Origin of the sequence: Noviherbaspirillum album (genome assembly GCF_035916955.1) — a bacterium.
Classification (GTDB): Bacteria; Pseudomonadota; Gammaproteobacteria; order Burkholderiales; family Burkholderiaceae_D; genus Noviherbaspirillum; species Noviherbaspirillum album.
The window spans coordinates 196060-221913 of sequence record NZ_JAWIIV010000006.1 but is presented as its reverse complement, the minus strand read 5'-3'; the positions used below and the strand labels follow the sequence as shown (position 1 = coordinate 221913).

The 25854-nt window shown below is 60.7% G+C and carries 23 protein-coding genes; 20 read left to right on the top strand and 3 right to left on the bottom strand.

Translation table 11 applies throughout. The features are described 5' to 3' along the window. The first annotated feature begins 75 nt into the window (after positions 1 to 75). The 5 genes from RY831_RS09920 (at position 76) to kefC (ending at position 6398) form a co-directional block, all read left to right on the top strand. Complete coding sequence (locus RY831_RS09920) at positions 76 to 1197, top strand: cell division protein ZipA C-terminal FtsZ-binding domain-containing protein (RefSeq protein ID WP_326506174.1); 1122 nt, start codon at positions 76 to 78, stop codon at positions 1195 to 1197. Positions 1198 to 1199: 2 nt separating this feature from the next. Beyond that, entirely contained in the window at positions 1200 to 3299 is a 2100-nt protein-coding gene (gene ligA, locus RY831_RS09915; RefSeq protein WP_437126248.1) for an NAD-dependent DNA ligase LigA, read from the top strand. A 31-nt stretch (positions 3300 to 3330) separates the two neighbouring features. Then, positions 3331 to 3867: a peptide deformylase gene (gene def / locus RY831_RS09910; RefSeq protein WP_326506173.1), complete on the top strand. Its 537-nt coding sequence runs from the start codon at positions 3331 to 3333 to the stop codon at positions 3865 to 3867. Positions 3868 to 3937: 70 nt separating this feature from the next. Then, complete coding sequence (kefF, locus tag RY831_RS09905; protein WP_326506172.1) at positions 3938 to 4567, top strand: glutathione-regulated potassium-efflux system oxidoreductase KefF; 630 nt, start codon at positions 3938 to 3940, stop codon at positions 4565 to 4567. Beyond that, positions 4557 to 6398, top strand: coding sequence for a glutathione-regulated potassium-efflux system protein KefC (kefC, locus tag RY831_RS09900; RefSeq protein ID WP_326506171.1), 1842 nt, complete (start codon positions 4557 to 4559; stop codon positions 6396 to 6398). Before kefF ends, kefC begins: the two co-directional genes overlap by 11 nt. 4 nt (positions 6399 to 6402) lie before the next feature. Here the strand turns inward: kefC and RY831_RS09895 are convergent, their stop codons facing one another. The 3 genes from RY831_RS09895 to map are packed head-to-tail and all read right to left on the bottom strand — an operon-like array spanning position 6403 to position 10587. After that, the gene (locus RY831_RS09895) at positions 6403 to 7149 is read right to left on the bottom strand and encodes a pseudouridine synthase (RefSeq protein ID WP_326506170.1); all 747 of its coding nucleotides are present in this window, start codon (positions 7147 to 7149) and stop codon (positions 6403 to 6405) included. Positions 7150 to 7198: 49 nt separating this feature from the next. Continuing rightward, complete coding sequence (locus RY831_RS09890) at positions 7199 to 9751, bottom strand: [protein-PII] uridylyltransferase (protein ID WP_326506169.1); 2553 nt, start codon at positions 9749 to 9751, stop codon at positions 7199 to 7201. Positions 9752 to 9753: 2 nt separating this feature from the next. Continuing rightward, entirely contained in the window at positions 9754 to 10587 is an 834-nt protein-coding gene (map, locus tag RY831_RS09885) for a type I methionyl aminopeptidase (RefSeq protein WP_326506168.1), read from the bottom strand. Positions 10588 to 10872: 285 nt separating this feature from the next. On the opposite strand from map, the gene rpsB reads away from it, so the two are divergent. From rpsB to rnhB, 15 genes are all read left to right on the top strand, one after another. Beyond that, entirely contained in the window at positions 10873 to 11622 is a 750-nt protein-coding gene (gene rpsB, locus RY831_RS09880; protein ID WP_326506167.1) for a 30S ribosomal protein S2, read from the top strand. A 126-nt stretch (positions 11623 to 11748) separates the two neighbouring features. Next, on the top strand, positions 11749 to 12630 hold the full coding sequence (gene tsf / locus RY831_RS09875) for a translation elongation factor Ts (RefSeq protein WP_326506166.1): 882 nt from the start codon (positions 11749 to 11751) through the stop codon (positions 12628 to 12630). 323 nt (positions 12631 to 12953) lie between these two features. Continuing rightward, on the top strand, positions 12954 to 13670 hold the full coding sequence (gene pyrH, locus RY831_RS09870; protein WP_326506165.1) for a UMP kinase: 717 nt from the start codon (positions 12954 to 12956) through the stop codon (positions 13668 to 13670). A gap of 35 nt (positions 13671 to 13705) precedes the next feature. After that, positions 13706 to 14266: a ribosome recycling factor gene (frr, locus tag RY831_RS09865; RefSeq protein WP_326506164.1), complete on the top strand. Its 561-nt coding sequence runs from the start codon at positions 13706 to 13708 to the stop codon at positions 14264 to 14266. Between the two features lie 201 nt (positions 14267 to 14467). Then, positions 14468 to 15229: a polyprenyl diphosphate synthase gene (gene uppS / locus RY831_RS09860; protein WP_326506163.1), complete on the top strand. Its 762-nt coding sequence runs from the start codon at positions 14468 to 14470 to the stop codon at positions 15227 to 15229. Continuing rightward, on the top strand, positions 15229 to 16047 hold the full coding sequence (locus RY831_RS09855) for a phosphatidate cytidylyltransferase (protein ID WP_326506162.1): 819 nt from the start codon (positions 15229 to 15231) through the stop codon (positions 16045 to 16047). Before uppS ends, RY831_RS09855 begins: the two co-directional genes overlap by 1 nt. Positions 16048 to 16068: 21 nt before the next feature. After that, positions 16069 to 17238, top strand: coding sequence for a 1-deoxy-D-xylulose-5-phosphate reductoisomerase (ispC, locus tag RY831_RS09850; protein ID WP_326506161.1), 1170 nt, complete (start codon positions 16069 to 16071; stop codon positions 17236 to 17238). 9 nt (positions 17239 to 17247) lie between these two features. Further along, the gene (rseP, locus tag RY831_RS09845) at positions 17248 to 18615 is read left to right on the top strand and encodes an RIP metalloprotease RseP (RefSeq protein WP_326506160.1); all 1368 of its coding nucleotides are present in this window, start codon (positions 17248 to 17250) and stop codon (positions 18613 to 18615) included. Between the two features lie 57 nt (positions 18616 to 18672). Next, entirely contained in the window at positions 18673 to 21012 is a 2340-nt protein-coding gene (gene bamA, locus RY831_RS09840) for an outer membrane protein assembly factor BamA (RefSeq protein ID WP_326506159.1), read from the top strand. Between the two features lie 28 nt (positions 21013 to 21040). Continuing rightward, positions 21041 to 21574 (top strand): OmpH/Skp family outer membrane protein, encoded by a 534-nt coding sequence (locus RY831_RS09835; protein ID WP_437126247.1) that lies wholly within the window; start codon positions 21041 to 21043, stop codon positions 21572 to 21574. A gap of 185 nt (positions 21575 to 21759) precedes the next feature. Next, positions 21760 to 22809 carry a UDP-3-O-(3-hydroxymyristoyl)glucosamine N-acyltransferase gene (gene lpxD / locus RY831_RS09830; protein ID WP_326506158.1) on the top strand — a complete coding sequence of 350 codons (1050 nt, stop codon included), beginning with the start codon at positions 21760 to 21762 and terminating at the stop codon, positions 22807 to 22809. Further along, the gene (gene fabZ, locus RY831_RS09825) at positions 22809 to 23297 is read left to right on the top strand and encodes a 3-hydroxyacyl-ACP dehydratase FabZ (protein ID WP_326506157.1); all 489 of its coding nucleotides are present in this window, start codon (positions 22809 to 22811) and stop codon (positions 23295 to 23297) included. The genes lpxD and fabZ overlap by 1 nt, the downstream gene beginning before the upstream one ends. After that, the gene (lpxA, locus tag RY831_RS09820) at positions 23297 to 24085 is read left to right on the top strand and encodes an acyl-ACP--UDP-N-acetylglucosamine O-acyltransferase (RefSeq protein ID WP_326506156.1); all 789 of its coding nucleotides are present in this window, start codon (positions 23297 to 23299) and stop codon (positions 24083 to 24085) included. The genes fabZ and lpxA overlap by 1 nt, the downstream gene beginning before the upstream one ends. 13 nt (positions 24086 to 24098) lie before the next feature. Further along, entirely contained in the window at positions 24099 to 25247 is a 1149-nt protein-coding gene (gene lpxB, locus RY831_RS09815) for a lipid-A-disaccharide synthase (protein ID WP_326506211.1), read from the top strand. Continuing rightward, positions 25234 to 25854: a ribonuclease HII gene (rnhB, locus tag RY831_RS09810; RefSeq protein WP_326506155.1), complete on the top strand. Its 621-nt coding sequence runs from the start codon at positions 25234 to 25236 to the stop codon at positions 25852 to 25854. The genes lpxB and rnhB overlap by 14 nt, the downstream gene beginning before the upstream one ends.

The window sequence follows — 25854 nt, the reverse complement described above, 5'->3', positions numbered from 1 at the left end:
CTGGCGGCGCTGGAGCCGCTCCAAACAAACTATGCATTCGATCTACCTCCTCGACACTTTTCGGAAGGCAAGCGCATGACCGACCTTCAAGCTAGCCTCATGGCCATCGGCGGCACGATCCTTGTCGGCGTTATCAGCTATAACAAGTGGCAAGAGCACAAGGCAAAAAAAACCGTGCAGCGCGCTTTTGCGTCCGAGCATGACGATGTGCTGATGCAGCCTGGCGCAACGCAAGACAAGGCCGTCTCCGACCGCCACGAGCCCACCCTGTCGCCGGACGATGCCATTCCGGCGATGCAGCCGGCCTCGACAGCCGCACCTGATGCAGAGGATTCGCAGGTCGACATGCCCGCCGGGGACGAAGGCATCGTGGAAACGCCCATGACGGCGGCCGTGCAAAAGGAACTGCCCATCGATGAACTCATCGACTGCGCGATCGCACTGGAACTGGCTTCGCCGCCGGTGAGCGGCGAAAAAATCCTGCCCAAGCTGCAATCCCTGCGCCATGTCGGCAATAAGCCGGTGCAGTTCATCGGGCAGCGCGAGGACGGCAACTGGGAACCGGTCACCAACGGCGTTACCTATTACGCGCTGTTTGCCGGCGTTCAGCTGGCAAACCGCAGCAGCGCGCTCAACGAAATCGAATACTCCGAACTGATCATGCGCCTGCGCCAGATCGCCGATGACATCGATGCCGAACCGGATGTGCCGGATATGGGCGCGGTGATGGCAAGCGCCAAGTCGCTGCACCAGTTCGTCGCCGAGTATGACGCGCAGCTCAGCGTCAACGTGCAGGCCAGGAGCGCGCCTTGGGCCATCAATACCCTGCTCGGGGCGTTGGAGCGCCAGGGCTTCGATCTGCGCCCGGACGGACGGCTGGTGATGCCCGACGGTGAAGGCGGAGTGCTGTTTTCCCTGTCGACCAACGTTACGCTTGCCGAGGAAACGACATCGCGCCTGACGCTTCTGCTCGACGTGCCGCGCGTTGCTCCGTCCCATGACGGCTTCGGCGCGATGACGGCCTGCGCTCGCATGCTGGCGACGAGGCTCGACGGCGTCGTGGTCGACGACGGCAACCAGCCCTTGTCCGATGCGACGCTTGCCGAGATATCCGGACAGGTCAATGATTTTTACCAGCATATGGAAGCGTCGAACGTGCCGGCAGGTTCGACACGCGCCCTCCGCCTGTTCAGCTGACGATGCAGCCCGACATGTTCACGGAAGCGTCCGGCGCCGCATCGATGGCAGGCAGGCCGGAGGAAAGCCATTGGCAGGAGCGCGCCGCGTGGCTGAAGGCCGAACTCAACCGGCACAGCCATGCATATTACGTGCTCGATAATCCAAGCATTCCGGATGCCGAATACGACAAGATGTTCCGCGAGCTGGTCGAGCTGGAACAGGCGCATCCCGACCTGGTGACTTCGGATTCGCCGACCCAGCGGGTGGGCGGCCAGCCGCTGCCGCAGTTCGAACAGGTACGGCACGCAATCCCGATGCTGTCGCTCAACAATGCCTTCGGCGAGGACGATATCGTGTCCTTCGACCGCAGGGTGCGCGAAGGCTTGGGAGAGACCGGCGAGGTTGCCTATTCGGCGGAGCTGAAATTCGATGGCCTGGCGATCAGCCTGCGCTATGAGAACGGCAGGCTGGTGCAGGCGGCCACGCGCGGCGACGGCACCACGGGCGAAAACGTCACCGCCAATATCCGCACCGTACGCGCGGTGCCGCTGCGCCTGCATACCGACAATCCTCCCGCCGTGCTCGACGTGCGGGGCGAGGTGCTGATGTTCAAGGGCGATTTCGCCCGGCTCAACGAGCGCCAGCGCGAGGCCGGGCAGAAGGAGTTCGCCAATCCCCGCAATGCGGCCGCGGGCAGCTTGCGCCAGCTCGATCCGCGCATCACCGCGCAGCGTACGCTGCGATTCTTCGCCTATGGCATCGGCGTCCTGGAAGGCGCCGAGATTCCGCATTCTCACTCCGCCTTGCTCGACTGGTATGCCTCGCTCGGATTGCCTGTCTGCCGCGAGCGGACAGTGGCGAAGGGCGCGCGCGGCTTGCTCGATTTCTTTCACGATATCGGAGAGAAGCGGCGCGGGCTCGCCTATGACATCGACGGCGTGGTCTACAAGGTGGATCGTCTCGAACTCCAGCAGAAGCTCGGTTTCGTGTCCCGTGCGCCGCGCTTCGCAATCGCCCACAAATTCCCGGCCGAGGAGGCGATGACCGTGGTGCAGGATATCGGCGTCCAGGTCGGGCGCACCGGCGCCATCACCCCGGTGGCGCGGCTCGCATCCGTCTTCGTCGGCGGGGTCAATGTCACGAATGCGACGCTGCATAACGAGGATGAAGTCAGGCGCAAGGATATCCAGATCGGCGACACGGTGATCGTGCGCCGTGCCGGCGACGTCATTCCGGAAGTGGTTTCCTTCGTTCCCGAACTGCGGCCCGCGGACGTGCGTCCCTTCGCGATGCCGGCCGCATGCCCGGTCTGCGGCTCGCCCATCGTGCGCCCCGAGGAGGAGGCGGTGGCACGCTGCTCCGGCGGATGGGTCAAGTGCCCGGCGCAGCGCAAGGGCGGCCTGCTGCATTTCGTCTCACGGCGGGCAATGGACATCGAGGGTCTCGGCGACCAGCTGGTCGAACAACTGGTCGACAAACACATCATCACCACCGCCGCCGACCTGTACAAGCTCGGGCTCACCTCGCTAGCCGAGCTTGATCGCATGGCGGAAAAGTCCGCGCAGAACGTGCTGAAGGCACTGGAAAAATCCAAGTCCACGACGCTGGCGCGGTTCATTTACGCGCTGGGTATCCGGCACGTTGGCGAGGCGACCGCAAAGGAGCTTGCCCGTCATTTCGGCAACCTCGACGCCTTCCTGCAAGCCGGCGAACAGCAGCTCCTTGAAGTGGCCGACATCGGCCCCGTGGTGGCGCGCTCCATCATCAATTTCCTGTCCGACCCGCTCAACCGCGAGCTGATCGAGCAACTGCGCGCCGCCGGCATACATTGGCCCGAAAGCGAATCGATGGCGGCAGCAGCCAAGCCAATGGCAGGCAAGACCTTCGTGCTGACCGGAACCTTGCCCAACCTGACGCGCGACGAGGCGGCCGCCAGGATTGAAGCCGCCGGCGGCAAGGTGGCGGGTTCGGTGTCCAAGAAGACCAGCTATGTCGTGGCCGGCGAAGAGGCCGGCAGCAAGCTCGCGAAGGCCCAGGAGATCGGGGTGCCGATTCTGGATGAAGCGGCGCTGCTGGCATTGCTGGAAGAAAGTTCGGAAAGTTCGGAAAGTTCGAATTGAGGATCGGTATTCGAGGATCGGGGAGCAGGCAATGGCCGTCAGGGAAATTCTGAAAATGGGCGATCCGCGACTGCTGCGGCAGGCGGAGCCGGTGCGGGAATTCGGTACGCGGGAACTGGATGCGCTGATCGAGGACATGTTCGACACGATGCGCGCGGCCAACGGCGCAGGTCTGGCGGCGCCCCAGATCGGTGTCAACCTGCAGCTGGTGATCTTCGGATTCAAGCACAACCCGCGTTATCCAGATGCGCCGCCGGTGCCCGAAACCATCCTGATCAATCCCGTCATCACGCCGCAGTCGGAAGAGATGGAAGACAGCTGGGAAGGCTGCCTGTCGGTGCCCGGCCTGCGCGGGATAGTGCCGCGCTGGAAGCGCGTGCATTACGAGGGCCTCGACCAGTTCGGCAAGGCGATCAGCCGCGACGCCGAGGACTTCCATGCGCGGGTCGTGCAGCATGAATGCGACCACCTGACCGGCACCCTGTATCCGATGCGGATCAGGGATTTCAGCCGCTTCGGATTTACCGAGATTCTCTTCCCGCAGCTCGACGCTGCAAGCGACGATTGATGCACGGCGGCATGCGGATCCACGCCGGCCGTCCTGCGCTGCGGAGCATCGGCTTCGCAGCGTCCATTGCATGCCAACCCAGATGACATCGCCGCCCTCCATCCTGATCGTCTACGCTCACCCCGCCAGCCATCTTTCGCACATCAACAGGCGGATGCTGGATCATGTCAGGGATTTGCCCAATGTACGGGTGCACGATCTTTATCAGGCCTATCCGGATTTCTACATCGATGTAGCAAGGGAGCAGGCGCTGCTTGCGGACAGCGACCTGATCGTTCTGCAGCATCCGGTACAGTGGTACAGCATGCCGAGCCTGCTCAAGGAATGGATCGATGTGGTGTTCGAGCACGGCTGGGCTTACGGACGCGAGGGCCGTGCCTTGCGCGGCAAGGACCTCTGGCTGGTCGCGTCCACTGGCAGCCCGGAAAGCGCCTATCGCCCCGACGGTATCCATCGCCGCCATTTCAGCGATTTTCTCCCGCCCTACGAGCAGACCGCGCACCTGTGCGGCATGCGCTGGCTGCCGCCGCTGATCGTGCACGGATATCGCAAGGCCGACGCGGCTGAAATCGAACCCGCGGCCGTCGAGTACCGGGAGCGGCTGGTCAATTATCCGGCCTGGTCGAAGGCCGTGCCGACCGGCTTCGACACCGATCCGATTGCTCCCGAACTCCAGCCTGACGACCCCCATGACGAATGACTTGCTGCCTAATGCACTGATTTACCTGTCGGCGGCCGTGGTCGCCGTTCCGGTTGCCAAGAAACTCGGACTCGGTTCGGTGCTGGGCTACCTGATGGCGGGGGTGGCGATCGGCCCGTGGGGCCTTGGCCTCATCAGCGGCGTCGAGGCAATCCTGCATTTCTCCGAATTCGGCGTCGTTCTGCTGCTGTTCCTGATCGGGCTTGAACTCGAGCCGCGCCGCCTCTGGGCGCTGCGCCGCTCGATCTTCGGCTGGGGTAGCGCCCAGGTCGGCCTGGTGGCGCTCGGCCTTTTCCTGGCTGGCCTGGGCCTGGGAGTCGACTGGAAGGTGTCCCTGATCGCCGCGCTCGGTCTTTCGCTGTCGTCGACCGCGATTGCGCTGGCAACACTGGGCGAGCGCCATCTGATGGCGACTGCGGCGGGCTCCGCCGGCTTTTCCATCCTGCTGTTCCAGGATATCGCCGCGATCCCGATGATCGCCATCGTTCCCCTGCTGGGCAGCGCGGCGGCCAGCGGCGATGCCAATGGCTGGATGACCGCACTCAAGGTCATCGGCGTGCTGGCAGTGCTGGTGCTCGCCGGACGCTACCTGATGCCGCCGCTGTTCCGCCTGATCACCAAGGCAGGCGTGCGCGAGATTTTCACCGCATTCGCGCTGCTGCTTGTGATCGCCATCGGCTTGCTGATGCAGTCGGTCGGCTTGTCGATGGCATTGGGCACTTTCCTGGCCGGCGTGCTGCTTGCCGATTCCGAATACCGGCATGCGCTGGAAACCGATCTCGAGCCCTTCAAGGGCTTGCTGCTGGGGCTGTTCTTCATAGCCGTGGGCATGTCGATCGACTTCGGCGTGCTGGTGCGCCAGCCCCTGCTGGTGCTGGGCTTGGTGGCCGGATTCCTGGCGATCAAATCATTCGTGCTCTACATGCTCGGCAAGCGCTTCGGCATCTTGCCGGGCCAGCAGCCGTTCTTTGCCATCCTGCTTTCGCAGGGCGGCGAATTCGCATTCGTCATCTTCAGCGCAGCCGCTGCGGCGCGGGTGTTTTCGGAGGAGGTGGCGGCAACGCTGCTGGTCGTCGTGGCCTTGTCCATGGTCACCACGCCGCTGCTGCTGGTCCTGCACGACAAGCTGATCGTGCGCTACTTCGCAGGCGACGGGAAACCTCCCGACGATGCCATCGACGGTGAAATGCAGCCGGTCATCATTGCCGGTTTCGGCCGTTTCGGGCAGATCATCGGGCGCCTCCTGCATGCGAACCGCATCGGCATTACGGTGCTTGACCACGATCCCGACCAGATCGAATTGCTGCGCCGTTTCGGATTGAAGGTGTATTACGGCGATGCCACGCGCATCGATCTCCTGCGTGCTGCCGGAGCGCGGAAGGCGAGGGCTCTGATTGTCGCGCTCGACAGCGTGGAAGACAGCATTAAGCTGGTGGATGCAGTCAGGCAGGAATTCCCGGAGCTGACCATTCTTGCGCGTGCGCGCAATGTCACTCACTACTACGATCTGATGGACCGGGGTGTTACCGTCATTGAAAGGGAAACGTTCGAGTCGGCGTTGCAACTGGGCCGGCGTACACTCGAGACACTGGGATTCAATGCCTTCCAGGCCCGGCAGGCTGCGCTGAAGTTTCGTAGTCATAACCTCCAGACGCTGCACAACGTCTATCCCTATTACAAGGACCAGGACCAGATGGTGTCGATGGCGGTGCAGGCGCGCGAAGAACTGGAGGCAATGTTCGCGCGCGATGCCGACATCAACATCAAGAAGAAGAATGGCGACTGGGAACGGGCGCGCGAGGAAAGACGCGAGGAGCGGACCCCTTCATAGCGGATCAAAATCGTTCGTCGGCACCCAGATAACGCCACTGGCCTTGCGGAAGGTCGCCCAACATCACGCGACCGATGCGCACCCGCTTGAGGCCGAGCACCCTTAGTCCGACCGCTTCGCACATGCGGCGTATCTGCCGCTTCTTGCCTTCGCGCAGGACGAAACTGAGCTGGTCGTCGTTCTGCCAGCGAACCTTGGCCGGCAACAGTTTTTTGCCATCCAGCGACAGGCCGTGGTTGAGCAGCCTGAGATCGGCATCGGGAAGGCGGCCGGGCTTCGTGTATTGCACCCGCACCAGGTATTCCTTTTCGATCGAGGTGTCTTCCCCGATCAGTTGCTTGGCGATGCGCCCATCCTGTGTCAGCACCAGCAAGCCGACGGAATCGATGTCCAGGCGTCCTGCCGGAACCAGGCTGCGCAGCTGGCTGGGATGAAACTGGATCGGCGCCTTGTCTTCCTTCCAGCGGGTTTCCGGGCCGATCAGGGTGACCGCCGGCTTGTAGCCATCCTCGGCCTGGCCGCTGACATAGCCGACGGGCTTGTTGATCAGCACGGTGACGCGGCGCGCCTGCTGTGCGCTGGCCTGGCGCTCGACGGTGATCTTCTGGTTCGGAAGCACCTTGCTGCCGAGTTCGGACACGATCTTGCCGTCGACGCGGACCCAGCCGCGCTCGATCCATTCATCGGCTTCGCGGCGCGAGCAAAGTCCCAGTTCGGACATGCGTTTGGAAAGGCGGACAGGTTCGGTCATGGGAAATGCAGTAAAAGAGAAAAGTGATATGCCGGCGGCTGAATGCGGGTTAAATACGCAGCGCGTCGAGGAGGTCGCGTTCGAGCTGGATCTGGCTGCGGGCGTTATTGAGCAGCGGGCCGTCGACCAGAAAGACGTCTTCGACACGCTCGCCGAGCGTCATGATCTTGGCGGTATGAAGATTGACCCGATACCTGGCGAGGACGTTGGCAATGGAATACAGCAGGCCGTTGCGGTCGTTGGCCGAGACCGACAGCAGATAATATTGTCCGCGCTCGTCCGGTCGCAGGTCCACCGTCGGCGTGATCGGAAAGGTGCGCGACAGCCGCGACAGGCGGCCCACGGTCGGCGACGGCAGTTCGGCGCAGGTCTGCAGCAGTTCGGTCAGCTCGTGTTCGATCAGGCTGATGATGTCCCGGTAGCTGTTGGCGAATGCGGGCTCCGTTACCAGGAAGGTATCCAGCGCGTAGCCGTTGCGCGTGGTGTGAATCTTCGCATCCAGGATGCTGAAATTCTTGCGGTCGAAGTAACTGCAGATGCGGGCGAACAAGTCCGGCTGGTCCTTGATATATACCGCGACCTGCACGCCTTCCCCGATGGGAGCGAGGCGGCATTTGACGACGGGCGTGGCGCTGTCGGTCTTGTTGTACAAGGAGCGCGTTTGCCAGGCGATGTCAGCCGCGTCGTGCCTCAGGAAATAGGCGACATCCAGCTGCTTCCACAGCCGCTCATGGGCATTCTCCGGCAAACCGTACAGGCGCAGCGTCTTCAGCGCCGCATCCTGCCGGTTCCTGAGTTCATGCTCGGTCGACGGGTCTTCGCCCCCGAGCACGCGCAGCGTCATCCGGTAGAGATCTTCCAGGAGCTTGCCCTTCCAGGCATTCCAGACTTTCGGGCTGGTGCCGCGGATATCGGCCACCGTCAGCAGGTAGAGCGCGGTCAGGTGGCGCTCATCCTTGACCGTGCCGGCGAAATTGCGGATCACGTCCGGGTCGGACAAATCCTGCTTCTGAGCGACCTGCGACATCGACAGGTGATGTTCGACGAGAAACACCACCAGTTCGGTATCTTCCTTCGACAGATCGTGTTCTCGGCAGAATTTGCGGGCGTCGGCCATGCCCAGTTGCGAGTGATCGCCGCCGCGGCCCTTGGCGATATCGTGGAACAGGGCGGCAATGTACAGCAGCCAGGGCTGGGCGAAGTTCGCCATGAGCTGGCTGCAGAACGGGTATTCGTGCGCATGCTCCGTCATCGTGAAGCGGCGCACGTTGCGCACCACCATCAGGATATGCTGGTCGACGGTGTAGACGTGGAACAGGTCATGCTGCATCTGTCCGATGATGCGTCTGAAATTGGGAAGATAGCGGCCCAGAATGCTGGTCTGGTTCATGCCCCGCAGTGCGTGGGTGATGCCCTTGGGTGCCTGCAGGATTTTCAGGAACAGGGCGCGGTTCGCCGGATCGCGCCGGAACTCGCTGTCGATCCGGAAGCGCGCATGCCACAGCGCGCGCAGGGTGCGGGCGGTCATGCCGTGCAGCTCCGAATGCTGGGCCAGCAGCAGGAATACCTCCAGCATGGCCGAAGGCGTCGCTTCAAAAGTGTCGTCGCGCGCAATGTCGATCAGGCTGTTGACGGCATTGAAACGTTCGTTGAGCGGCTGCGGATCCGCGGACTGAGGAAACAGCTGCGCTTCGATATTCTGCAGCAGAATGGTGTTGAGCTGCGTGACCGCCTTGGCCGCCCAGTAATAGTGCTGCATCAGGTATTCGCTGGCGCGCCGGGTTTCGGTGGTCTGGAATCCGAAAGTCTCGGCGATCGGTGTCTGAACGTCGAAGACCAGCCTGTCTTCGCGCCGTCCGGTATGGATATGCAGGCGAATGCGGATGTCCTTGAACGCGCGTTCCTTCTGCGTCAGCTGGCGCGCTTCGGTTTGCGTTATCAAGCCTCGCTCGGCGAGCTTGCGCCATGAGTCTCCGAGGCCAGCGGCCTTGGCTACCCAGAGAATGACCTGCAGATCGCGCAAGCCCCCCGGGCTTTCCTTGCAATTGGGCTCGAGGCTGTAGGGCGTGTCTTCATATTTCACGTGCCGCTGCCGCAGTTCCAGGGTTTTCGCCTGGAAGAAGGCTTGCGGGTTCATGGCTGCATTGAAGCGATCCTGCAGGAAGTGAAAAAGCTTCCGGTTTCCCGTAACCAGGCGCGCTTCCAGCAGGCTGGTCTGGACGGTGATGTCGGCTTCGGATTCCGTCATGCACTCGTCGATTGTCCGTATGCTGTGCCCGATTTCAAGGCCGATATCCCAGAACAGCTGGACCAGTTCCTCCAGTTTTTCCCGCAGCGCCGGATCGGGCGCCGAGTCTAGCAGGATCAGAACGTCCACATCGGAGTGCGGGTAAAGTTCGCCGCGCCCGTAGCCGCCGACGGCGACCAGCGCGGCGCTGGACGGTAGGCCGATCGTGTTCCATGCGCGTATCAGCGCGGCATCGACATCCTGGCGCAGGCCGGCCAGCAGCTTTTCGGGCTTGCGATGCTCATTGAACGCCGCGATCGCCGCCTGCCGTTCGGCCTTGAGCTGCTCCTTGAGCGTCAATGCGAGGGATGCCATCGTCAGGCCGCTACCGTGCTGGATGCACCCGCTCCCGTGATGAAGGCTGGCGGCGGCGGCATGCTGGCGGATACCGTCAGGACCTCATAGCCCGTTTCGGTGACCAGCACCGTATGCTCCCACTGCGCCGACAGGCTGCGGTCCTTGGTCTTGATGGTCCAGCCGTCGCCCATTTCGCGGATGTCGCGCTTGCCGGCATTGATCATCGGCTCCACCGTGAAAATCATGCCCGCCACCAGCTGGTCGAGCGTGCCCGGCCGGCCGTAATGCAGTACCTGCGGCTCTTCGTGGAAAACCTTGCCGATGCCATGCCCGCAGAATTCCCGCACCACGCTGTATCCGGCCTTTTCCGCATGCTGCTGAATCACATGGCCGATGTCGCCCAGATGCGCGCCCGGCCTGATCTTGGAAATGCCCAGCCACATGCACTCGTAGGTGATTTCGGTCAGCCGCCTGGCCAGGATCGACGGCTCGCCCACGAAGAACATGCGGCTGGTATCGCCATGGTAGCCGTCCTTGATGACGGTGATATCGATGTTGACGACATCGCCGCTCTTGAGCACCTTGTCGCCGGGAATGCCATGGCAGACCACGTCATTGACCGATGTGCAAATGGATTTGGGGAACGGCGTATAGCCGGGAGGGCAGTAATTCAGCGGCGCCGGAACGCAGCCTTGCACATTTGTCATGTACTCATGGCAAAGGCGGTCCAGCTCGCCGGTCGTGACGCCGGGCTTGACATGCGGCGCGATGAAATCGAGCACTTCGGCGGCGAGTCGGCCAGCGATGCGCATGCCCTTGATATCGTCTTCGGTTTTGATCGTGATGGAACCCATAGCTAGCCAGACCGCGCCTGAGCGCAAAAGAGAATGATGATTGAGGCGAAATTATAGACGACCCGACAAAGCTTCGCCGGAAACAGACTTCATCATGGCTTGAATAATTCGGAAGAAGTGAGGTAGAATCCCGGGTTAGCTTGAATTGGTTTCAAGCTAACCTTCGACTTTTTTGGAAATCGCGAATCCGGTCGCAAAGGGTGCTTCCCGGGCTGTTACCCTGTTCATCTTGTGTAAAGCCTTGAAGTCACTGGCCGGATTCCAGACCTAACCCTGGAGAAATTCATGTCCGTTACCATGCGTGAAATGCTGGAAGCCGGTGTCCATTTTGGCCACCAGACCCGCTTCTGGAACCCCAAGATGGCTCCCTATATCTTCGGCCATCGCAACAAGATTCATATCGTCAACCTGGAAAAGACCATGGGCATGTACCAGGAGGCGATGAAGTACATCCGCCAACTGGCATCCAACCGCGGCACCATCCTGTTCGTCGGCACCAAGCGCCAGGCACGCGACATCCTCGCGGCGGAAGCCCAGCGCGCAGGCATGCCCTACGTCGACCAGCGCTGGCTCGGCGGCATGCTGACCAACTTCAAGACCATCAAGACTTCCCTCAAGCGCCTGAAGGACATGGAAGCCGCGATTGAAGACGGTTCCGTCGAAAAGCTGAGCAAGAAGGAAGCCCTGATGTTCCAGCGCGAGATGGAGAAGCTCCAGAAGTCCATCGGCGGCATCAAGGAAATGGGCGGCATTCCCGACGCCATCTTCGTGATCGACGTCGGCTACCACAAGGGCGCCATCACCGAAGCCGCAAAGCTGGGCATCCCGGTCATCGGCATCGTCGATACCAACCATTCCCCGGAAGGCGTGACTTACGTCATCCCCGGCAACGATGACTCCTCCAAGGCAATCGCGCTGTATGCGCGCGGCGTTGCTGACGCGATCCTCGAAGGCCGCGCAAATGCAACCAATGAAGTGCTGGAAGCCGTCAAGGGCGGCGCTGACGAATTCGTCGAGGTCAGCGAGCAGGCATAAGCCCTGCGCCTGATCTGTCGGGCATACCAAAAGGGGCAACAGTCGTTCGCCCCTTTTTTGTACCCGTGCTGAACGTATTGTGATTGACTGCGTCGCATAGACGCTTATTGAATTGAGGAGAATGACATGGCGGCAATTACAGCAGCGATGGTGGGTGAACTGCGCGCGAAAACCGACGCGCCGATGATGGAGTGCAAAAAGGCTCTGACCGAGGCCGACGGCGACCTGGTCCGCGCGGAAGAGATCCTGCGCGTGAAGCTGGGCAGCAAGGCTTCCAAGGCAGCTTCCCGCGTCACCGCAGAAGGCGTGGTCACGGCATTTATCTCCGGCGGCGTGGGCGCGCTGGTGGAAGTCAATTGCGAAACCGACTTCGTGACCAAGAACGACGACTTCATCGCGCTGGCAAACACCGTCGCGAAACTCGTTGCCGAAAAGAACCCGGCTGACGTGGCGGCTCTTTCGGCGTTGCCGGTGGACGGCAAGACCCTGGAAGAAGTGCGTGCCGCACTGGTCGGCAAGATCGGCGAAAACATGTCGATCCGCCGCTTCAAGCGTTATGAAACCGGTTCGAAGCTGGTTTCCTACCTGCACGGCACTCGCATCGGCGTCATCGTCGAATTCGACGGCGCGGACGAGCAGGTCGGCAAGGATGTGGCGATGCACATTGCAGCGATGAAGCCGGTCGCGCTGTCGTCGAAAGATGTTCCCGCCGACCTGATCGAGAAAGAGCGTTCGATCGCGACACAGAAGGCCGCCGAGTCGGGCAAGCCTGCCGATATCGTTGCCAAGATGGTTGAAGGCACGGTTCAGAAGTACCTCAAGGAAGTGTCCTTGTTCGACCAGCCGTTCGTCAAGAACGACAAGCAGACTGTCGAGCAGATGTTGAAGGCAGCTAACACGACTGTGAAAGCCTTCACCATGTTCGTCGTCGGCGAAGGCATCGAAAAGAAGCAGGACGATTTTGCCGCCGAAGTGGCCGCGCAGGTTGCTGCGGCCAAGCAAGCCTAAGCAGCAGGCGTAATAAAAACGGGCCGAAAGGCCCGTTTTTGTAGGTGAGCCGATATCATAATGTTCACCTCGCAGTATCAGTATTCTGACTGGAGCCAGGATCGGTGTTCAGGGCAGTTTCGAGGCCGGCGATAGTGGCGGCTCCGATGGGCGCACCGCCATTTTATTGCCAAATGACATTGATTTAAGTTTCGTCAATAGTAAAGCACCCCCGTACCGCCGGATTTCATCTAATCTGGAGCTTCATGAAGGCTTTTCGAAGATGATGTCCGGAAACGGAATGATTTCATCTTGAATCGGACAATGACTAGGAGTCCAAGCCCATGACAAAACCAGCTTACAAGCGCGTCCTCCTTAAACTCTCGGGTGAAGCGCTGATGGGCGATGACGCCTATGGCATTAACCGTTCGACCATTGAGCGTATGGTGGCGGACGTGGCCGAGGTGGCCAGGCTGGGAGTGGAGCTGGCAATCGTGATTGGTGGCGGCAATATCTTTCGCGGCGTCGCGCCGGGTGCGCAAGGCATGGATCGCGCAACGGCGGACTACATGGGCATGCTCGCGACCGTAATGAATTCGCTTGCGCTGGCGGATGCCATGCGCCAGGTCGGCATTACGGCGCGCGTCATGTCGGCGATCAGCATCGAGCAGGTCGTCGAGCCCTATGTGCGCCCGAAGGCGTTGCAATATCTCGAAGAAGGCAAGGTTGTGGTGTTTGCGGCCGGAACCGGCAATCCCTTCTTCACGACCGATACCGCGGCGGCGCTGCGCGGTTCGGAAATCGGCGCGGAGATCGTGCTGAAAGCCACCAAGGTCGACGGCGTCTACAGCGCGGATCCGAACAAGGACCGCAATGCGACGCGTTATGCGACCATCACCTTCGACGAAGCGATTGCCAAGCATCTGCAGGTCATGGATGCGACTGCCTTCGCGCTATGCCGCGATCAGAAGCTGCCGATCAAGGTGTTTTCCATCGTTAAACCGGGCGCCCTGAAAAACGTGATCATGGGCGAAGACGAGGGGACATTGGTTCACGTATAAATCGAGTCTTACTCGTTGCAACTCAGGAGAGCAGCATGACAGTCGTTGACGTCAAAAAGAATGCCGAACAAAAAATGCAGAAGTCGATCGAGACGCTGAAGGCCGATCTCGCCAAGGTTCGTACCGGGCGGGCGCACGTGGGCATCCTCGATCATATCCAGGTCGATTATTACGGATCGCCGACGCAGATCAACCAGGTTGCCAACGTCACCCTGGTCGACGCACGCACCATTGGCGTCCAGCCTTGGGAAAAGAAGATGGTTGCGGTGATTGAAAAGGCGATCCGCGAATCCGATCTGGGCCTCAACCCGTCGACCCAGGGCGACCTGATCCGCGTTCCTACGCCCCCGTTGACCGAGGAGCGTCGCAGGGAAATCGTCAAAATGGTCAAGGGCGAGGGTGAGGATTCGAAAGTCGCGATCCGCAATATCCGCCGCGACTCCAATGAAGCATTGAAAAAGCTGTTGAAGGACAAGGCCTGCTCGGAAGACGACGAGCGCCGTGCGCAGGACGACGTACAGAAGCTGACCGACAAATTTGTTGCGGAAGTCGATAAACTGATTGCAGAAAAAGAAAAAGAACTGCTGACCGTATAAGCCTTAAGGTACGGTCAAGGCGGCAAGCCTCATCGTCATTGGCTTCGGCAGAAGACATGAGGCGGAGGCGACGGCACCATGCCGGATCGTGCCAAGTGCGGCAACGGCATGGTTCCTGGGCGATGGGCGGTTCGGGGAGAAGTTCTGTTGTGCTTCGCCGGCCTTTCGTCATAACCAAACTTATTTCGCTTAAGCCATCACATGACCTATAAAAGCTCAACGCAAGCAGTACCCGAGGTGTCGTCCATCGTGCCAAGGCATGTCGCCATCATCATGGATGGAAACGGGCGCTGGGCAACCAGGCGCTATCTGCCCCGCGTCGCCGGACATGCAAAGGGTGTGGAAACGGTTCGCACCATCGTGGAAGCCTGCGTTGAACGTGGCATCGAATACTTGACGCTGTTTGCCTTCAGTTCCGAGAACTGGCGCCGTCCGGCGGAGGAAGTGTCGCTGCTGATGCGCCTGTTCGTCACCGCACTGGAGCGCGAAGTCGCCAAGATGCATGCAAATGACATCCGGCTCAAGGTCGTGGGCGACCTGAGCCGCTTCGATGCGAAGCTGCGCCAGTTGATCGCCAACGCGGAGCGCAGAACGGCGAACAACTCGCGCCTGACAGTCACCATCTGCGCAAATTACGGCGGCCGCTGGGATATCATGCAGGCAGTGAACAAGATGGCGGCATCCCATCCCGGAAGCACTGATTTCAGCGAAGAGCAACTGGCCGAACACCTGGCGATGGCCTATGCGCCGGAACCCGATCTCTTCATCCGTACCGGCGGCGAGGAGCGCATCTCCAACTTCTTGCTCTGGCAGCTGGCTTACACCGAATTCTATTTCACGGAAACATACTGGCCCGATTTCGATGGCGCGGCGCTCGATGAAGCGGTCGCCTCCTATCAGCAACGCGAGCGCCGGTTCGGCCGTACAAGCGCACAGGTGATCGAGCAGAAGAAGGCGTCCTGATGCTTGGGACCCGTATCATCACTGCGGTGGTATTGCTTGCGGTTTTGCTTTCCGTGTTGTTTTCGAAATCGTTCCTGTTTTTTGCGCTGGTTGCCGCGCTGTTCTTTGCCGCCGCATCGTGGGAAAGCTTCCGCCTGTTCCACAATCGCCAGCCGGTATTTGGCGCCGCAGTCTGGACCGCGGTTTTTCTTTACCTGCTCTATACCGGCAATGCCGGGACGGCCCGGCTGCTTTTCGTGCTGAGCGTCGCGATCTGGGTGGTTCGCCTGATCCCGTCGCTCAAGGTGGGCTTGCCGCCACTGGAAGCGATGGGCAGCCGGCTACTGAACGGCATCTACGGCATTACCATTCTTGCCTGTTTCCTTGCCGTCACGGTATTGTTTCAACAGTCCCCGCTATATCTGCTGTCCGTGATGGCCCTGGTCTGGATTGCAGATATCGGCGCCTATTTCTCTGGCAAGGCATTTGGCCGGCGCAAGCTCGCGCCGACGATCTCTCCAGGAAAGTCCTGGGAGGGCGCCATCGGCGGCTGGATTGCCGTCCTTGTCATTGCCGGAGCATCGACCCTGCACCCGGCGCTGGAAAACACCTTCGCGCCGCAAATCCTAGCACGCTGGGGTTGGGGCGGTTTCATCCTGGTCATGACCGTGATCGTTGCCTTCAGCGTGGTCGGCGATTTGTTCGAATCGCAACTCAAGCGCCGCGCAGGCATGAAGGACAGCAGCAATCTTCTACCGGGCCACGGCGGCGTACTGGACCGGATCGATGCCCTGATACCGACATTGCCGGTTGCGGTGCTGTTCGGGTCTTGGCTCTAGTTTCTATACAGGTAAGGCAGCATGCAGCACATCACAATACTCGGCGCGACCGGATCCATCGGCGTATCCACACTGGACGTGGTTGAACGCCATCCCGACCGTTACCGGGTGTATGCGCTGACCGCACACCAGAAAGTCGAAGAACTCGCGGATCAATGCCTGCGCTTCCGGCCGCAGGTGGCGATCGTCGGCAGCGCGGATGCGGCGCTGCGGCTCTCAAGGCTGCTCGCCGCCAAGGGCTTGAAGATCGACGTCGACCATGGCGAGGCCGCGCTTTGCGCGGCGGCGAGTGCGCCGGGCTGCGATACCGTCATGGCGGCCATCGTCGGTGCCGCGGGACTTGCGCCGACGATGGCTGCGGCGAGAGCGGGCAAGAAAGTGCTGCTCGCGAACAAGGAAGCCCTGGTCATGTCGGGCAGGCTGTTCATGGATGCCGTCTCGGAGAGCGGGGCCACGCTGCTGCCCATCGACAGCGAACACAATGCAATTTTCCAGTGCCTGCCGCATGCCTATCAGCGCGCCCCCGATCAGCATGGCATCGCCAGGATACTCCTGACCGCCTCCGGCGGACCGTTCCTGAACCGCGCGGTCGAGACCCTCGAGAGCGTCACTCCGGCAGAAGCGGTGGCTCATCCGAATTGGGTCATGGGACGCAAGATATCGGTGGACTCCGCCACCATGATGAACAAGGGCCTCGAAGTCATCGAAGCTCACTGGCTGTTCGGAGCGCCGGCGGATCGTATCGAAGTCGTGATCCATCCCCAGAGCGTGATTCATTCCATGGTGTCGTATGTCGACGGATCGGTGCTCGCTCAGTTGGGCAATCCCGACATGCGTACCCCGATTGCCCATGCCTTGGCCTATCCGGAACGGATCGCCTCCGGCGTCGACTCCCTGGATCTGGTCCGTATCGGGCAACTGGATTTTCAAAGCCCGGACTTCGAACGTTTCCCCTGTCTGAAACTGGCTTATGACGCGCTTTCCGCCGGTGGCACGGCGCCGGCATTGCTGAACGCGGCCAACGAGGTTGCGGTCCAAGCATTTCTGGACGGGAAAACAGGTTTCAGGATGATCGACCGGACCATCAGGCGCGTGATGGACGAACTCCCTCATGACGAGATGTCCGATATCGAGGCGCTCATCGAACAGGATGGGCGGGCGAGGGCGCTGGCCCAATCTTATCTTTCATAGGCGGTAACCATGAGTCTGCTCCAAACAGTGCTTGCTTTCCTTGTGGCCCTCGCTGTTCTGGTTGTGGTGCACGAACTGGGGCACTATTGGGTCGCGCGCTGGTGCGGCGTCAAGGTGCTGCGTTTTTCGGTCGGCATGGGGAAAATCGTCTGGTCGAGGCGCTTCGGACCGGACCAGACCGAATGGGCACTCTCGATGCTCCCCTTCGGCGGCTACGTCAAGATGCTCGATGCGCGGGAACAGGATATCAGTACGATGCCGCCGGAGGACCTGAAGCGTGAATTCACCCGTCAGTCGGTCTGGAAGCGCATTGCCATCGTCGCTGCGGGGCCGCTCGCCAACTTCCTGCTCGCGATCGCGGTTTTCGCAGGACTCTACACCTATGGCATGCCGGAGCCGACCGCCCGCATCAGAGAGGTTCCAACGGCTTCCGCCGCCTACGAAGCCGGCCTGCGCGGCGGAGAACTGGTGACCGCCATCAATGGCGAAACCGTCAGGAACTGGTCCGACATGCGCTGGAAAGTCCTGCAACACGCACTGGAAAGGAATCCGGTCCGCCTGGAGGTGCAGCGTCCCGACCCGGTCGACCCCAAGGTCACCCTGAACGAATCCGTCAGCCTGCGCCTTGACGGCCTGCAGACCGCCGATCTCGAAGGTGATTTTCTCGCCAAGCTCGGCCTCGATCTCGCGCGCCCTAAGGCCGTGCTCGGCCGCATCGTCGAAGACGGGCCGGCCAACCGCGCGGGCCTGCGCGAAGGCGACCAGATCATGGCCGTCGACGGCAAACCCGTCTCCGACGGCCTGGCATTCATCGAAATTGTCCGCAAGTCGCCCGAACAGATGCTGCGCCTGACGGGCATCCGCAATGGGCAGGAATTCAGCGCGACGGTGACGCCGGAAGCCTTCAGCCGCAATAACGAGACGGTCGGACGCATCAAGGTAGAAGTGCCGCTCGCGCCTGAAATGGTCACGGCCGGCGACGCGCCGGTCGCTGCGCTGGGGCGAGCCGTTGCCAAGACTTGGGACACAAGCGTCCTAACGCTCAAAATGCTTGGTAAAATGCTCATCGGTGAAGTTTCCTTGAAGAACATCACAGGTCCGATCACAATCGCCGACTATGCGGGGCAGACTGCCCGCATCGGCATCATCAGCTATCTCACGTTCATCGCGTTCATCAGCATCAGCCTGGGCGTAATGAACCTGCTTCCCATACCGGTTTTAGACGGGGGGCTTTTACTGTATTATTCGCTGGAACTTTTGACCGGACGCGCTTTACCCGAGCGGTTCGGAGAGATGGCCCAGCGTGCAGGTGTGGGCATTCTGATGACGTTGATGGCGGTTGCCGTCTTCAACGACATTGTGCGGCTCATGTCCTGAGTCCCGGCTGGTCTGCCCCAAGGCGCATCGGCGGGGAGTTTGATTACAAAATACCCGATGAAATTACAATCCGAGCGCCTTTCCAAGTCATTTTTCCCCCGCCGTCTCATCGCTCTAGCCGCATTTGCCCTTTGCGCCGGCAGCGCATTGGCCGTTGATCCCTTCACCGTCAAGGATATCCGCGTCGAAGGCATCCAGCGTACCGAGGCGGGTACCGTGTTCAGCTATCTGCCGGTGCGGGTGGGCGAGACCTATACCGACGAGAAGGGCTCGGCCGCGATCAAGGCGCTGTATGCCACCGGCTTCTTCAAGGATGTGCGGATCGAGGTCGAGGGCGACGTCCTGGTCGTCATGCTCGAGGAGCGGCCGGCGATTGCCGGCGTCGACTTTTCCGGCACCAAGGAATTTGAAAAAGACCAGCTGACCAAGGCGCTGAAGGATATCGGCCTGGGTGAATCGCGGATCTTCGACCGCGCGCTGGTGGACCGGGCGGAGCAGGAACTCAAGCGACAGTATCTCTCCCGCGGGCTGTACGGGGTGCAGATCACCACCACGGTTACGCCTATCGAGCGCAATCGGGTCAACATCAGCTTTGCGGTCGACGAAGGCGAAGTGACCCGGATCAAGCAGATCAACATTATCGGCAACAAGGCCTTCTCCGAAAAGGAATTGCTGAGCCTGCTCAACCTGCGCACGCCGGGATGGTTCACCTGGTACACCAAGGCGGACCAGTATTCGAAACAGAAGCTGACCGGCGACATCGAGGCGCTGCGCTCCTATTACCTGAACCGCGGTTACCTCGAGATGCAGGTCGAGTCGACCCAAGTGTCCATTACGCCCGACAAGAAGGACATCTACATCACCATCAACATCAACGAGGGTGAGAAGTTCACGGTCGGCGGCGTCAAGCTGGAGGGCGAAATGCTCGGCCGCGAGGAAGAGCTGCGGCCGCTGGTCCAGCTCAAGCCCGGCGACGTCTACTCCGGCGAGAAGCTTGCGGAAAGCGTCAAGAAGATAACCGAGCGCATGGGCAACTTCGGCTATGCATTCGCCAACGTCAATGCCAACCCGGAGATTGATCGTGAAAAGCGCGAGGTCAGCTTCACGGTCCTGATCGACCCCGGCAAGCGGGTTTATGTGCGCCGCATCAATATCGCCGGCAATACCAAGACCCGCGACGAGGTGGTTCGTCGCGAATTCCGCCAGTTCGAGAACTCCTGGTACGACGGTGAAAAGATCCGCCTGTCGCGGGACAGGGTCGACCGCCTCGGTTATTTCAAGGAAGTCGGCATCGAGACCCCCGAAGTTCCCGGTACGACCGATCAGGTCGACCTCAACATGACAGTGGCGGAAAAGCCGACCGGCAACATTCTTCTCGGTGCCGGCTTCTCCAGTAGCGAGAAGGTGATGCTGACCGGGTCGATCCAGCAGGCGAACGCCTTCGGCAGCGGCAATACGCTCGGCATCGACGTCAATACCAGCCGTCGAAACCGTACCATTGCTCTGACCCAGTCGACCCCTTATTTCACGGATGACGGCGTCAGTCGCAGCTATGAAGTCTTCGTCCGTACGACGCGTCCGCCCGAAATCAATACTGGCGACTACGTCGTCAAGACCACAGGCGGGAATGTCAAGTTCGGCGTTCCGTTTTCCGAGGTCGATACCGTCTTCTTCGGTGCCGGCGTGGAGCGCACCGAGGTCACTACTTATACCGGCGTGCCCGGCTACAATGACAGCCCGGAAGTCTATAAGCGCTACGCCCAGGATTTTGGTAACGGCGTCGAGGCTACTACCACCAGCTTCCCGCTGACTGCCGCCTGGCAGCGCGACAGCCGCGACAGCGCGCTGGTTCCGACGACCGGCCGCTATCAGCGCGTCAATTTCGAAATCGCGCCTACCGGCAGCCTGAAGTATTACCGTGCGGTATACCAGCACCAGTATTTCACGCCTATCCTGCAGGCCATCACTCTGGCATTGAACGGCGAGATCGACTATGGCCGCGGCCTAGGCGGCAAGCCGTTTCCGATCTTCAAGAACTTTTACGCCGGTGGCATCGGTTCGGTACGCGGCTACGAAGGGTCGTCGCTAGGCCCACGTGCGCTGAACGGCGATCCGCTGGGCGGTGCCTCACGAATCATCGCAAACGTGGAGCTGCAGTTCCCGTTCCCGGGTTCCGGCAATGACCGTACCTTGCGCTGGTTTACGTTCTTCGATGCGGGTAACGTATTTGCCGAAGGCGCCAAGTTCCAGGTCTCGGATCTGCGTTACTCGGTAGGCGCAGGCATCAGCTGGGTGTCGCCGATCGGCCCGTTGAAGCTGAGCTTCGGCGTACCGTTGAACAAGAAAGAAGACGATCGCAAGCAAAGCTTCCAGTTCCAGCTCGGAACCGGGTTCTGACGCACTGATGGCATAATAGTAATTTGATTTGCGGAGAACGATCTTGAAGTTTCCATTGAAAATATCAGCAGTGCTTGGACGCATCGCGGTTTTCGCGTCACTTGCGCTTCCGCTGGCCGGCGCGCAGGCGCAGGAATCCCGCGTGGGATTCGTCAGCACCGAGCGCATTTTCCGCGAAGCTGCGCCTGCCAAGGCTGCCCAGGCAAAAATCGAACAGGAATTTTCCAGGCGCGAGAAGGAATTGCAGGAGATGGCGGGGCGGCTAAAATCCATGTCCGACCGCCTCGACAAGGATACCGCGCTGCTGGCCGAACCCGATCGCCTCAAGCGGCAGCGCGAGCTTTCCGATCTCGACAAGGACTTCCAGCGCAAGCAGCGCGAATTCCGCGAAGACCTGAACCAGCGGCGCAACGAAGAGCTGGCAATCGTTCTGGAGCGCACCAACAAGGTAATCAAGCAGATCGCAGAGACGGAGAAATACGATATCGTCTTCCAGGAAGCGGTCTATGCCAGCCCCCGCATCGACATCACCGACAAGGTGCTGAAAGCATTGAACAAATAATTGCTGCATTGCTGCATTGCTGCATTGCTGCAGTCATGCCTGGCAATTTTTAACAGGCAATACGTCGCGGCTGCAATGGCCGCCGCTACCGGGTCGGGCCGATGGTAACGAGTTGTTCAAGTCACGGGATCATCTATCAGGCCAACCCGGTCGAATGATATTTCCACCACCACAAGAGGGCCGCAATGAGCTATCGGCTGCGCATGTTGGTCGAACGCCTGGGCGGCCAACTGTTCGGAGATGCTGAAATCGAGGTATCCGGCATTGCGCCGCTCGATTCCGCAAACGCATCGCACATCACGTTTCTATCGAACTCGAAACTGCGGGCAGTGGCTGCGCAGACCAGGGCATCCGCGCTGATCCTGTCGCCGGCCGATGACGGCGAGCTGCAGCATGCCTATGGCGGCGCGCGGATTGTCACGAACAATCCTTACGCCTATTTCGCCCGGGTCGCGCAGCTGTTCGCGGAGCAATCCGCGATCGTGCCCGAGCCGGGAATACACCCGACGGCAAGCGTGCATCCCGAGGCGAAGGTAGATGCGGCGGCAAGTATCGGGCCGCATGTCACCGTCGATGCCGGCGCGCGCGTTGCCGCCGGCGCCGTTCTCGATGCGGGTAGTTTCGTCGGACGGAATGCGGTGGTTGGCGAAGGAACGCATCTTCATGCCAATGTCAGTTTTCATGCGGGCTGTGAAATCGGACGCAACGGCATCATTCATTCAGGCGCCGTCATCGGGGCGGACGGCTTTGGTTTCGCCAAGGAGAACGGCGCCTGGGTGAAGATACCGCAGACCGGAAGGGTGGTAATCGGCGACGACGTCGAAATCGGCGCCAATACCACCATCGATCGCGGCGCCCTGAGCGATACGGTCATCGAAGACGGTGTCAAGCTCGATAACCAGATCCAGATCGGACACAATTGCCATATCGGCGCGCATACCGCCATGGCGGGATGCGTTGGTGTCGCCGGCAGCGCGAAAATCGGCAAGTACTGCACCTTCGGCGGCGCCGCCATGGTGCTCGGGCATCTCACCATCGTCGACAATGTGCACATCTCCTCCGGCAGCATGGTGTCGCGCTCCATCCTCGAACCCGGTCAGTACACCGGTTTTTACCCGCTGGCAAAAAATGCGGACTGGGAAAAAACCGCCGCTATCGTGCGCAACTTGGGAACAATGCGTGAGAAAATCCGCGAGCTGGAAAAAACCGTTAAAACGCTTACAAAAGAAAAGTAATGGAAACGCAAGAAGTCAAGAATACGCTCGACATCAACCAGATCAAACAATATCTGCCGCATCGCTATCCGCTGCTGCTGGTTGACCGGGTGCTGGATTGGGAATCCGGGAAATCGATTACCGCAATCAAGAACGTGACCGTCAATGAAGAATTCTTCAATGGTCATTTTCCGCACAAGCCGGTGATGCCCGGCGTGCTGATGATCGAGGCACTGGCGCAGACCGCAGCCTTGCTGTCTTTCCTCACCATGGGACAGAAACCCGACGACAATAGCGTGGTCTACTTCGTCGGCATCGACGGCGCGCGATTCAAGCGCCCTGTGGAGCCAGGCGACCAGCTGCGGATGCAGGTTGAAATCCTGCGCACCGCGCGCGGCATCTGGAAATACAAGGCGCAGGCCACGGTCGATGGCCAGGTTGCGGTCGAAGCCGAACTGATGTGCACCATGCGCAGCGCCACCGACGCGAGCCAGCCAGCGGGGCAGTAATGACGATTATCCATCCTACCGCCATCGTCGATCCGAACGCGGAGCTTGACGACACGGTCGAGATTGGCGCCTATTCCATCATCGGGCCGAATGTGAAGATCGGTGCTCGTACGCGCATCGGGCCGCACGTCGTTATCGATGGACACACCACGATCGGCACGGATAACCGGTTCTACCAGTTCTCCTCGATCGGCGGTCCGCCGCAGGACAAGAAATATGCGGGCGAACCGACGCAACTGCTCATCGGCGACCGCAACACCGTCAGGGAATTCTGCACTTTCAATCTCGGCACCGCACAGGATGAGGGCATCACTTCGCTCGGCAATGACAATCTCATGCTGGCCTATGTGCATCTCGCCCATGACTGCCGGGTCGGCAACAACACCGTGTTTTCCAATAACGCATCGCTGGCGGGGCATGTCCATGTCGGCGACTGGGTGATTCTCAGCGGCTTCGCCGCCGTTCACCAGTTCTGCAAGATAGGCGACCATGCCTTCGTGGGCATGAATACCAGCCTGACCCAGGACGTTCCGCCTTTCGTCCTGTTGTCCGGGAATCCGGCCGAGCCGCACGGCATCAACATCGAAGGGCTCAAGCGCAGGGGATTCACCCGGGAACAAATCAATGACTTGCGCAGTGCATACAAAGTGATCTACAAGTCCGGCCTTACCCTCGAAGAAGCCAAAACCGCGCTCGGCCAGGCCGAAGCGCAATCGCAGGCATCGGCGCGGCAGTTGCGCCAGCTGCGCGAATTCCTTGACACGTCGACCCGTGGCATCGTCCGATAAGCTGTCGCTCGCCATGGTGGCCGGGGAAAGCTCCGGAGACCTGCTGGCCAGCCGCCTGCTATCGGGCCTGCGGCCGCATCTGCCGCAGGCGGATATCCACGGCATCGGCGGTGCCCGCATGGCCGAATACGGATTCCGAAGCGATTGGCCAATGGAAAAGCTGTCGGTGCGAGGCTTGTTCGAAGTACTTGCGCATTATCGCGAGATCAAAGGCATTCAGAATGCCTTGCGCGACCAGTTGCTGGCGGAAAGACCGGCGGCCTTCATCGGTGTCGATGCGCCGGATTTTAATTTCGGACTCGAAGCACAGCTGCGCCAGTCCGGCATTCCCACCATGCATTTCATCAGCCCGTCGATCTGGGCCTGGCGCGGCGGACGCATCAAGAAGATCGCACGCGCGGTGTCGCACATGCTGGTGGTATTTCCGTTCGAAGAGGAAATCTATCGCAAGGCCGGAATCCCGGTGACCTACGTCGGCTATCCACTCGCCGAAGTTATACCGATGGTGCCGGATGTCGCCGCGGCGCGGTCGGAACTCGGGCTTGCGCCGAATGGGCCCGTGGTGGCCATTCTCCCCGGCAGCCGACTGTCGGAGCTCAAATACAATACCGTCGCCTTCATCGAGGCGGCGCGCATCCTGCACCGTCGCGATGCCTCGATCCGCTTCGTCGTGCCGATGGCTGGCGAGCGGCAGCAGAATTATTTCCGGTCGCTGGTCGCCAGCGCCGGACTGAGCGAGGTTCCGCTGCAAATTGTCCTAGGCAAGTCGCATGCCGCGATAGCGGCGGCCGACGCCGTGCTTGTCGCGTCGGGCACCGCAACGCTTGAAGTGGCATTGTTCAAGAAGCCCATGGTGATCGCCTACAGGATGATGCGCGCCTCCTGGGAAATCATGCGGCATATGGGATATCAGCCATGGATAGGCCTGCCGAATATCCTGGCCCGTGAATTCGTCGTGCCGGAGCTGCTGCAGGACGCGGCGACGCCTCAGGCCCTGGCCGACGCACTGGCGAAGCAGCTTGACGATGCCGGATACCGGCAGCGTCTCCAGCAGCGTTTCACCGAGATGCATCATTCGCTGCTGCGCGACAGCGCAAAGGAAAGCGCGGAAGCGGTGCTGCGCATGATCGGTTCTTCGGAGCGGGCCCATGAAACACGATGACACCAGTCTTTTCCGCTTCGACAATACCGACGAGATCATTTGCGGCGTCGACGAGGCGGGCCGGGGGCCGCTTGCGGGCGCGGTCTATGCGGCCGCGGTCATCCTCGATCCGGCCCGGCCGGTAACGGGGCTGCGCGATTCCAAGAAGCTCAGCGAATCGCGGCGCGATGCGCTGGCCGAAGAGATCAAGGCCAACGCGCTGGCATGGGCTGTGGCATTCTGCGCTGAAGCCGAGATCGACGAGCTCAACATTCTTCATGCCTCGATGCTGGCCATGCGGCGCGCCGTGGAGCGACTGCAGGTCGCGCCGACACTGGCGCTCATCGACGGCAACCGCTGCCCGGTAATGCCTATCCGTTCCGAAGCCATCGTCAAGGGCGATGACAAGGTTCCTGCGATATCCGCTGCGTCCATCCTGGCAAAGACCGCGCGCGATGCATCGCTGATGAGCCTGCATCAGCAATATCCGATGTATGGCTTCGATCAGCACAAGGGCTATCCGACCGCGATGCATCTCGAACGGCTGCGCCTGCATGGCGTATCCCCCGTGCATCGGCGCTCCTTTGCGCCTGTGCGCAATCTGCTGGGACAGGAATTGAAGGCTTGA

Bases quoted from the DNA above. Each gene is read 5' to 3' on its own strand.
- RY831_RS09920 (WP_326506174.1), top strand. From the start codon at position 76: ATGACCGACCTTCAAGCTAGCCTCATGGCCATCGGCGGCACGATCCTT.
- ligA (WP_437126248.1), top strand. From the start codon at position 1,200: ATGCAGCCCGACATGTTCACGGAAGCGTCCGGCGCCGCATCGATGGCA.
- def (WP_326506173.1), top strand. From the start codon at position 3,331: ATGGCCGTCAGGGAAATTCTGAAAATGGGCGATCCGCGACTGCTGCGG.
- kefF (WP_326506172.1), top strand. From the start codon at position 3,938: ATGCCAACCCAGATGACATCGCCGCCCTCCATCCTGATCGTCTACGCT.
- kefC (WP_326506171.1), top strand. From the start codon at position 4,557: ATGACGAATGACTTGCTGCCTAATGCACTGATTTACCTGTCGGCGGCC.
- RY831_RS09895 (WP_326506170.1), bottom strand. From the start codon at position 7,149: ATGACCGAACCTGTCCGCCTTTCCAAACGCATGTCCGAACTGGGACTT.
- RY831_RS09890 (WP_326506169.1), bottom strand. From the start codon at position 9,751: ATGGCATCCCTCGCATTGACGCTCAAGGAGCAGCTCAAGGCCGAACGG.
- map (WP_326506168.1), bottom strand. From the start codon at position 10,587: ATGGGTTCCATCACGATCAAAACCGAAGACGATATCAAGGGCATGCGC.
- rpsB (WP_326506167.1), top strand. From the start codon at position 10,873: ATGTCCGTTACCATGCGTGAAATGCTGGAAGCCGGTGTCCATTTTGGC.
- tsf (WP_326506166.1), top strand. From the start codon at position 11,749: ATGGCGGCAATTACAGCAGCGATGGTGGGTGAACTGCGCGCGAAAACC.
- pyrH (WP_326506165.1), top strand. From the start codon at position 12,954: ATGACAAAACCAGCTTACAAGCGCGTCCTCCTTAAACTCTCGGGTGAA.
- frr (WP_326506164.1), top strand. From the start codon at position 13,706: ATGACAGTCGTTGACGTCAAAAAGAATGCCGAACAAAAAATGCAGAAG.
- uppS (WP_326506163.1), top strand. From the start codon at position 14,468: ATGACCTATAAAAGCTCAACGCAAGCAGTACCCGAGGTGTCGTCCATC.
- RY831_RS09855 (WP_326506162.1), top strand. From the start codon at position 15,229: ATGCTTGGGACCCGTATCATCACTGCGGTGGTATTGCTTGCGGTTTTG.
- ispC (WP_326506161.1), top strand. From the start codon at position 16,069: ATGCAGCACATCACAATACTCGGCGCGACCGGATCCATCGGCGTATCC.
- rseP (WP_326506160.1), top strand. From the start codon at position 17,248: ATGAGTCTGCTCCAAACAGTGCTTGCTTTCCTTGTGGCCCTCGCTGTT.
- bamA (WP_326506159.1), top strand. From the start codon at position 18,673: ATGAAATTACAATCCGAGCGCCTTTCCAAGTCATTTTTCCCCCGCCGT.
- lpxD (WP_326506158.1), top strand. From the start codon at position 21,760: ATGAGCTATCGGCTGCGCATGTTGGTCGAACGCCTGGGCGGCCAACTG.
- fabZ (WP_326506157.1), top strand. From the start codon at position 22,809: ATGGAAACGCAAGAAGTCAAGAATACGCTCGACATCAACCAGATCAAA.
- lpxA (WP_326506156.1), top strand. From the start codon at position 23,297: ATGACGATTATCCATCCTACCGCCATCGTCGATCCGAACGCGGAGCTT.
- lpxB (WP_326506211.1), top strand. From the start codon at position 24,099: ATGGTGGCCGGGGAAAGCTCCGGAGACCTGCTGGCCAGCCGCCTGCTA.
- rnhB (WP_326506155.1), top strand. From the start codon at position 25,234: ATGAAACACGATGACACCAGTCTTTTCCGCTTCGACAATACCGACGAG.